The following is a 6,769-nucleotide window of genomic DNA, read 5'->3' on the forward strand; positions in this document are numbered from 1 at the left end:
ATGTTTGCCTTTGCTCATCCCTGGATCTTTACTCTGCTGCCGGTGCCCTGGCTGGTGAGATATTTTCTTCCGGCCCGGGAATCGACTGGGGTCGCGGTGCGGGTCCCCTTCGGAGAGCGACTGACGGCTGTGATGCGGAACCAGGCGCCCGTGACTGCCGCCGTCAGGCAGTCACGGCAATTGGTAGTGCCGGCGCTGATCTGGGGGCTGGTGCTGTGTGGGCTGGCACGTCCGCAATGGATTGAACCGCCTGTGGTGAAAGAGGAGCCGACCCGCGATCTGCTGCTGTTGGTCGATCTGTCGAGTTCGATGGACGAGAAGGATTTTGTCAATCCGGCCGGTAAGGCGATCACACGACTGGAAGCGGTGAAAGAGGTGCTGGGCGATTTCCTGGTCCGCCGTAAGGGAGACCGGGTGGGACTGGTGGTGTTTGGTTCCGCCCCTTATCTGCAGGCGCCTTTTTCGACCGACCTGTCGCTGGTGCGGACACTGCTCGATGAATGCCAGGTGGGGATGGCGGGGCCACAGACTGCCTTTGGGGATGCGATCGGGCTGGGGGTTAACCTGTTTCAGGAGAGCAAGGTTCCCGCCAAAACCATCATTGCGCTGACAGATGGCAACGATACCAAAAGCCAGGTTCCGCCTGTCGAGGCCGCCCGCATCGCTGCTCAGCGGGATATCCGGATTCATACCGTGGCGATAGGGGACCCGACGACCGCCGGTGAAGACAAGCTGGATCAAGAGACTTTGAAAGAAGTGGCCCGCGTGGCCCACGGATCTTATTTCTTTGCCGGCGACCGGAAGCAGTTGGAGCAGATTTACCAGGAACTGGACCAGATCGAAACGCGAGAAGTGAAGACGATCAGTCGTCGTCCGCGGCGGGATCTGTACTATTATTTTCTGCTGGCGGCGCTGTTCCTTTCGTTTCTGGAGAAGACGCTGGTGGTCTTACGTGCCCGCAAGGAGCTTTCTTTGAAACAGACGACAGCGGAAGTGCGGGTGAATCCGACGAGCGGTCAACTGGAGGTGGTGTCATGATGGAGGCCTTAAGCCAGTTGCATTTCATACGACCGGGCTGGTTGTGGCTGCTGCCACTGGTTGGCGGACTGTGGTGGCTCTGGCGTCGGCATACGACGCCGCTGCGGGGCTGGCGCGAACAGATCGCTCCTGAACTTTTGCAGGCCATGACCGTGCGGAATACGACACGCGGGGACTATTCCGCATTGTTATTACTCGTCGGTTGGCTGCTGGCGGTGATTGCGATTGCGGGGCCCACCTGGAAACAGGAACCGAATCCGTTTGCCGACGATGCGGCGCCGTTGATGATTCTGCTCAAAGCGGACAAGAGTATGGATCAGCCAGATCCGCTGCCGTCAGCAATTGAACGGGCTCGATTGAAAGTGGACGATCTGGTTCGAATCCGCCAGGGACAACCGGTGGGGCTGATTGCATACGCGGGGTCGGCGCATCTGGTGCTGCCTCCCACGCGGGATACAACCATTGTGGCTGAGATGGCGGCCCAGATCAGTTCGGAGATCATGCCAGAACCTGGAGATCGGCTCGATCTGGCGTTGCAGAAAGCGGATGAAATTCTGAAGGGGGGCGAAGCCGGAGGAACGGTACTGGTGATCGCAGACAGCGTGACAGACGATGTGTCATTACTGCAGAAGCCACAACAGAAAAGTGGTGCATTTCCGATTCAGTTCCTGGCACTGCGGAATGATGCTTCCCTGCAACGGGCGGCTGAAGCAGTGCAGGCTTCTCTGGTGGAACTGACGCCGGACGATGCCGACGTGATTGCGATCGCGAAAGCGGCCGAGCGGAAGTCAGTGGTGGGAGTGGCAGGTGAAGATCAGCGCTGGGAGGAAATGGGATACTGGCTGGTGCCTTTCCTGGCGGTGATTGTGGCAGCCGGGTTCCGTCGCGAGAAACAGTTCAACGGCAGGGAGGTCCAATGAGAGTCTCCCTGGTGCTGATCGTTGCCTTATCGTGGACGGGCTGGTGGCTGACGCCGGACCAGCGGGGGCAGCGTCTGTTTCGAGACAAACAATATCGGCAGGCGGCGGAAGCGTTTACGGACCCTGAGTGGCAGGGGGCGGCCTGGTACCGGGCGGGAGAGTTCGAACAAGCGGCGCAGGCCTTTGCACGGGGTTCGAGTCCCGATGCGCGGTTTAATGCGGGAAACGCCTGGATGCTGCTGGGAAAATATGAGCAGGCGATTGCGGAATATGAGCGGGCGTTGAAACTGCGTCCCGGTTGGAAAGCAGCGGAGGAGAATCGTGCGTTGGCAGAAGCCCGGGCGAAACTGAGGGAAACGAAAGGGGGCGACCTCGGCGATCAGCAGGAAGGCGCGGACGAAGTGGTGTTCGACCTTAATAAAGAACGCGGGGGACAGGATACGCAAATTGCCGGGGAGCAGGCAGCATCGGATAACGCCGTTCAGGCGATCTGGTTACGACGCGTGCAGACGAACCCGGCTGACTTTCTCCGCTCTAAGTTCGCGTATCAGTCTGCACTGCAGCAGGAAGGAGCAGCGGAATGAGAGTCGCATTGTTTCTGATGCTGTTACTGATGAGCTCGCTGTCGCGGGGACTGATGGCTGCAGAAGTGGAACCGGCGCAGATTCAGATCAAGGAGCAAACCTGGTGGGTGGGGCAGCAGGTTCCCTTTACGGTGCAGTTGCGGGCTCCAGGTTCGTTTTCCGGAGCGGCGGTGTTTTCCCTGCCTGAGATTCCGCGGGTAGTGATTATTAAGACGGGCAGTCCGGTGGTGTCTTCCGAGGAGATCGAGGGCAAAACCTGGTTCGTGCAGACTCATGACTTCGCTCTGTTTTCGCAACAGAGTGGAACGGTAACGATCCCGAAGTTCACAGTGCGGTTCAGTCATAAAGATGGTTTTACCGGACCGGTGCACGATCAGAGTGCGCAGGTGCCCGCAGCCCAGGTGAAAATCGAGCGACCGCCGGGCTGTTCTGCCCAGGACTTTCTGGTCACTACCGACTCATTCAAACTTAAGGAACGCTGGGATCCCCAACCGGGGAGTGCCGCGCAAGGAGCCGTGTATCATCGAACGATTACCCAGGAGGCGGACCAGGTAACCGGGATGGCACTGGCGCCTCCCCCTGAAGCGGTGCCTGCGGGGGTGCGGCTTTATCTGGGACAGCCGACGGTGAGTGACCAGACGGAGCGTGGCGTTTTCATCGGGACGCGCGTGGATACCTTGACCTATCAGTTGCAGGAAGCGGGGACCTGGACCTTACCGGCGATTCGTTATCAGTGGTGGGACCCAGAGAAGAAAACCTTCGGTTCCCAGACATTGCCCGCGGTGACGTTTGAAGTGCAAGGGACTGCCATTCCTGTCACTAATGCTCCTGCAATGGCTTCCTCGAAATCGATTTATATCAGGTTGGCAATGCTCAGCATCTGCCTCGCAGTCATCTTCTGGCAACGAAGACGAATCGGAAACGGCCTGCGGAAGATCGGACAATACTGGAATTCACCGGAGCGCGTGGCTGCGCGAAAGCTGCTGACCAGTTGCAGGACCAATGATCCTCGTGAGACGCAGATAGCCTGGCAGATCTGGTTGAACTGCCGGGGAGCGGATTCTTCAATCAGCCCGGAACTCAAAGCGGCGGTGCAGGAACTTCAGAGTACGTTGTATGGTGTGAATGAGTCGGGAGACTGGCAGGGAGCGAGACTGGCAGCAGCCTTTCGTGCGGATCAGAGAGCGGACAAAAAGTCTGGTCTGAAGAAGCAGAGTGTGTTGCCGGCGTTGAACCCGAGATGAAGGCACAACGAGGTACTACGGCGCCCGTCACCAAATAAAAAATGGTCGTTGCAAATCACTATTAATTAAGTGCTTACAACGACCATTATTTTGAATACGGAGAGAACGGGACACTCCTCAAGCATCAATGTAAAGTGTAACAAAATCGTCACTTATGACGCAACGTGTTGTGCTTGCAAGATTTATGGATTGTCAGGTTTATCCATCTCTGGTCAGGGATTCTCAGGATTGGTCAGTGTGAATGACACACTGTGCCAATCATGAGTTGTCTGATTGTCCCTGACCGGGAGATGACAATGAACCGTATTAGCCCCCTGAAACCGCGCAGCGGAAAAGTCCTGAATGTGCTGGTGGCTGCCCGTATCAGCGGTTGCCAGAATCAGAAGGAGCTTAGTTTGGAAGACCAGGCTGACCATGCTAAGCAGGACATTGAAGAACTATACGATGGTCCTTGTGAGTTCGACATTATTTCAGCAGTCGCTAAAGGAGAAAGACTCGATCGAGACGAACTCGAAGTCGTCGCTGCGAAAATTCTAACGGATCACTATGACGTCTTATATATGGAGGATGTTGGTCGGCTTGTCAGAGGTACTGCGGCGGTCGAAATATGGGGGATGGCTGTGGACCGAAACATGAGGTGCATTGCTCCCAATGATGGCTGTGATACAGCAGAACCAACTTGGGAAGAAGATCTGATTTCTGCCTGCAAAGACCATGTGAGCCACTGTGCTCATACGTCACGTCGTATTAAACAGAAACAGATGAATCGATTTAAGCGTAATGGCGGTGCACTTCCGCTTACAGTTTACGGATATATAAAACCCGAAGGGGCGAAATACTATAGCGAACTCGAAAAAGATGAGACTGCAACCCCCTACCTGAAACAGGGCCTGGCGATTCTATCGCGAACCCAGAATTGGACGGCGGTTGCGGACTACTTCAATTCCAACTCGGTCCCGACTGGACCCTATTGTCGGAACGACAAATGGGACGGTGCCATGGTTAAACGGCTGTTTCATAATCCCATCCTCAAAGGTAAGCCACAACGAGGGGCGCGCCACAGCGTTAAGCAGAATTCAACCGGTCGACGTATCTCGAAAATAAATCCAGACGGGCCGACTTACCGTGAAGAACCCCATTTAGCGCATTTCACAGCAGATGAATTGGATTCGGTGCTGCAGGAAGTGGATGAGCAGCATAAAAAACTGGGCCGAAGTAATTTCTCAGGCGATCATACACCTGGCACTAGAAAACGGTCACGTTTCCCTGGGCAGCGTGCAACATGTTTCTACTGCGGCAGAGAGATGGTCTGGGGAGGGAACGGTGTACGTGATAATCTCATGTGTAACGGCGCCCGTAAATACAAATGCTGGAACTCATTCAGCTTCAACGGGCCCAAGGCAACAGCAAAGATTGTTGATGCAATCACAGCTAAACTGGATGCTCTAGACGGCTTCCAAGAGCAGTTTTTAGATCTCGTCAGGCTGATGAATACACATTTGAATAACGATCAGGATGAGGAACGTCAGCTTAGGGCTGAAAAAAACAGATTGCAGCAGGAACGCGATAGATTAAAATCTCGTATCCTGGAACTAGGCGAACGTGACTTACTAGTTGAAATGCTAGATGAGTTAGAACAGCAGGAAGTCGAATTGGAGCGGCGCCAAAATCGGTTCATTCTCCGTTCTCGGAACAGACCCCAGATCCCTGATTCAGTGGGAGAAGTTCGCGAACGCTTCCATGCCTCGTTTCATGAACTGGCTGTCAGCTCCTTCGAATGTGGTGATCTACTACGTCAACTCGTACCAGAGATGCATGTTTATATGGTGCAACTGATTGATGGGGGGAACATTGTGCCTCGTGCCCGTGTTAAGCTTTCACTGGGTGGTATGGTGACAGGGATCGAAACAATGCCTGAGCTTGATCAATTCTTAACTCGTGAATTTACACTGGATTTATTTGATCCCCCGACACGAGAACGAATTCGCGAAGAAGTAGTTCGTCGCACTAATCAGAGACAGTATCAGCATCAGATCGCTAGCGAGCTGAATACACATCTGGCGACCGTCCAACGAGCTTTAAAACTGGACAGGCTGCTGCAAGAACGCAGTCTGTCCTGTCCATATGAACTTCTAACGGGCCCTCCTGCGGAGGAAGAAAACAGAAAGGTAAAAAGGAGTCGGAACAACCGCTATAACTTCGAACCACTGCCGGGATACATCCCACCTCAGATCTGATATTCACCCTGAATTCATCATGCTTGTGTCTCATGACCTCATACTAAAAAGTATGAGGTCATTTTTTATTAATTCTGCTGTCATGGCAGCCAGCTATTGTTAAAGCATGGTCCTGGATCGAAAGGAGTTATTGAGCACCTGAATTACAGTGTGCCTTTAAAATGTCTGGCATGGATATGTAGCGCGCAATTAAGTTGATGAAACTGAATAACAGTCAGAAATTCAATAATATCGTAAAAGTCGGGAGCTCTTTTCATCATGAAAAAACCACAAAGAAAACTGATACCATCACACACTGTTCGAAATCAGCCAGTAGCTAGACAAAGCCCGCTTTTCGAACTGATGGTGCTTGTTGCTGAAGATGTTTGTAAAAAACTGGAAAGTCCATCTGCTTGTAAAGGAAAGTTGAACTCTGATTCTGCCCAAGAACATTTAATTTAAAATTTTCATCATTATCCCAAAGAGTATTATTGATTCACTACCTAGATTCTCTGGCCGATCTTCAGATCGGCCAGAGCCTATTTTTTATTAACGGGTATGATGAAAATCAAGTCGCACTGTCAGCAAATAAGTCGTTGCCTGCGTCCGCAGAACCGTGTGTAATTAATGGTACCGGGTCACGGGACGAGGTGCGATCTGTTTTCCCAATCTATGGTATGAGTGGGTCATTCACCTCGGGGGCTGGCCGATGATAGCTATGGGTCTCGAACCCGTTTTTTTAACTGGCCACCCCGCGGCCCACCCGG

At 53.4% G+C, this 6,769-nt stretch carries 6 protein-coding genes; all 6 read left to right on the forward strand.

Features of this window, described 5'->3' with window-relative positions; translation table 11 throughout:
- Entirely contained in the window at positions 1-1,038 is a 1,038-nt protein-coding gene (locus RID21_RS19205) for a VWA domain-containing protein (RefSeq protein WP_350191625.1), read from the forward strand.
- Positions 1,035-1,958, forward strand: a complete 924-nt coding sequence (locus RID21_RS19210; RefSeq protein ID WP_350191627.1) for a VWA domain-containing protein — start codon at positions 1,035-1,037, stop codon at positions 1,956-1,958. The genes RID21_RS19205 and RID21_RS19210 overlap by 4 nt, the downstream gene beginning before the upstream one ends.
- Positions 1,955-2,542 (forward strand): tetratricopeptide repeat protein, encoded by a 588-nt coding sequence (locus tag RID21_RS19215; RefSeq protein WP_350191629.1) that lies wholly within the window; start codon positions 1,955-1,957, stop codon positions 2,540-2,542. The genes RID21_RS19210 and RID21_RS19215 overlap by 4 nt, the downstream gene beginning before the upstream one ends.
- Positions 2,539-3,786, forward strand: a complete 1,248-nt coding sequence (locus RID21_RS19220) for a BatD family protein (RefSeq protein ID WP_350191631.1) — start codon at positions 2,539-2,541, stop codon at positions 3,784-3,786. The genes RID21_RS19215 and RID21_RS19220 overlap by 4 nt, the downstream gene beginning before the upstream one ends.
- Positions 3,787-4,082: 296 nt before the next feature.
- Positions 4,083-6,023, forward strand: coding sequence for a serine integrase family protein (locus RID21_RS19225; protein WP_350191633.1), 1,941 nt, complete (start codon positions 4,083-4,085; stop codon positions 6,021-6,023).
- A 258-nt stretch (positions 6,024-6,281) separates the two neighbouring features.
- Positions 6,282-6,464 (forward strand): hypothetical protein, encoded by a 183-nt coding sequence (locus RID21_RS19230; protein WP_350191635.1) that lies wholly within the window; start codon positions 6,282-6,284, stop codon positions 6,462-6,464.
- The last annotated feature ends 305 nt before the right edge of the window (positions 6,465-6,769 follow it).

Origin of the sequence: Gimesia sp. (assembly GCF_040219335.1) — a bacterium.
Classification (GTDB): domain Bacteria; phylum Planctomycetota; class Planctomycetia; order Planctomycetales; family Planctomycetaceae; genus Gimesia.

What these genes read in the sequence shown, in the direction of transcription:
- RID21_RS19205 (WP_350191625.1), top strand. Translation starts at nt 1, where the DNA reads ATGTTTGCCTTTGCTCATCCCTGGATCTTTACTCTGCTGCCGGTGCCC.
- RID21_RS19210 (WP_350191627.1), top strand. Translation starts at nt 1,035, where the DNA reads ATGATGGAGGCCTTAAGCCAGTTGCATTTCATACGACCGGGCTGGTTG.
- RID21_RS19215 (WP_350191629.1), top strand. Translation starts at nt 1,955, where the DNA reads ATGAGAGTCTCCCTGGTGCTGATCGTTGCCTTATCGTGGACGGGCTGG.
- RID21_RS19220 (WP_350191631.1), top strand. Translation starts at nt 2,539, where the DNA reads ATGAGAGTCGCATTGTTTCTGATGCTGTTACTGATGAGCTCGCTGTCG.
- RID21_RS19225 (WP_350191633.1), top strand. Translation starts at nt 4,083, where the DNA reads ATGAACCGTATTAGCCCCCTGAAACCGCGCAGCGGAAAAGTCCTGAAT.
- RID21_RS19230 (WP_350191635.1), top strand. Translation starts at nt 6,282, where the DNA reads ATGAAAAAACCACAAAGAAAACTGATACCATCACACACTGTTCGAAAT.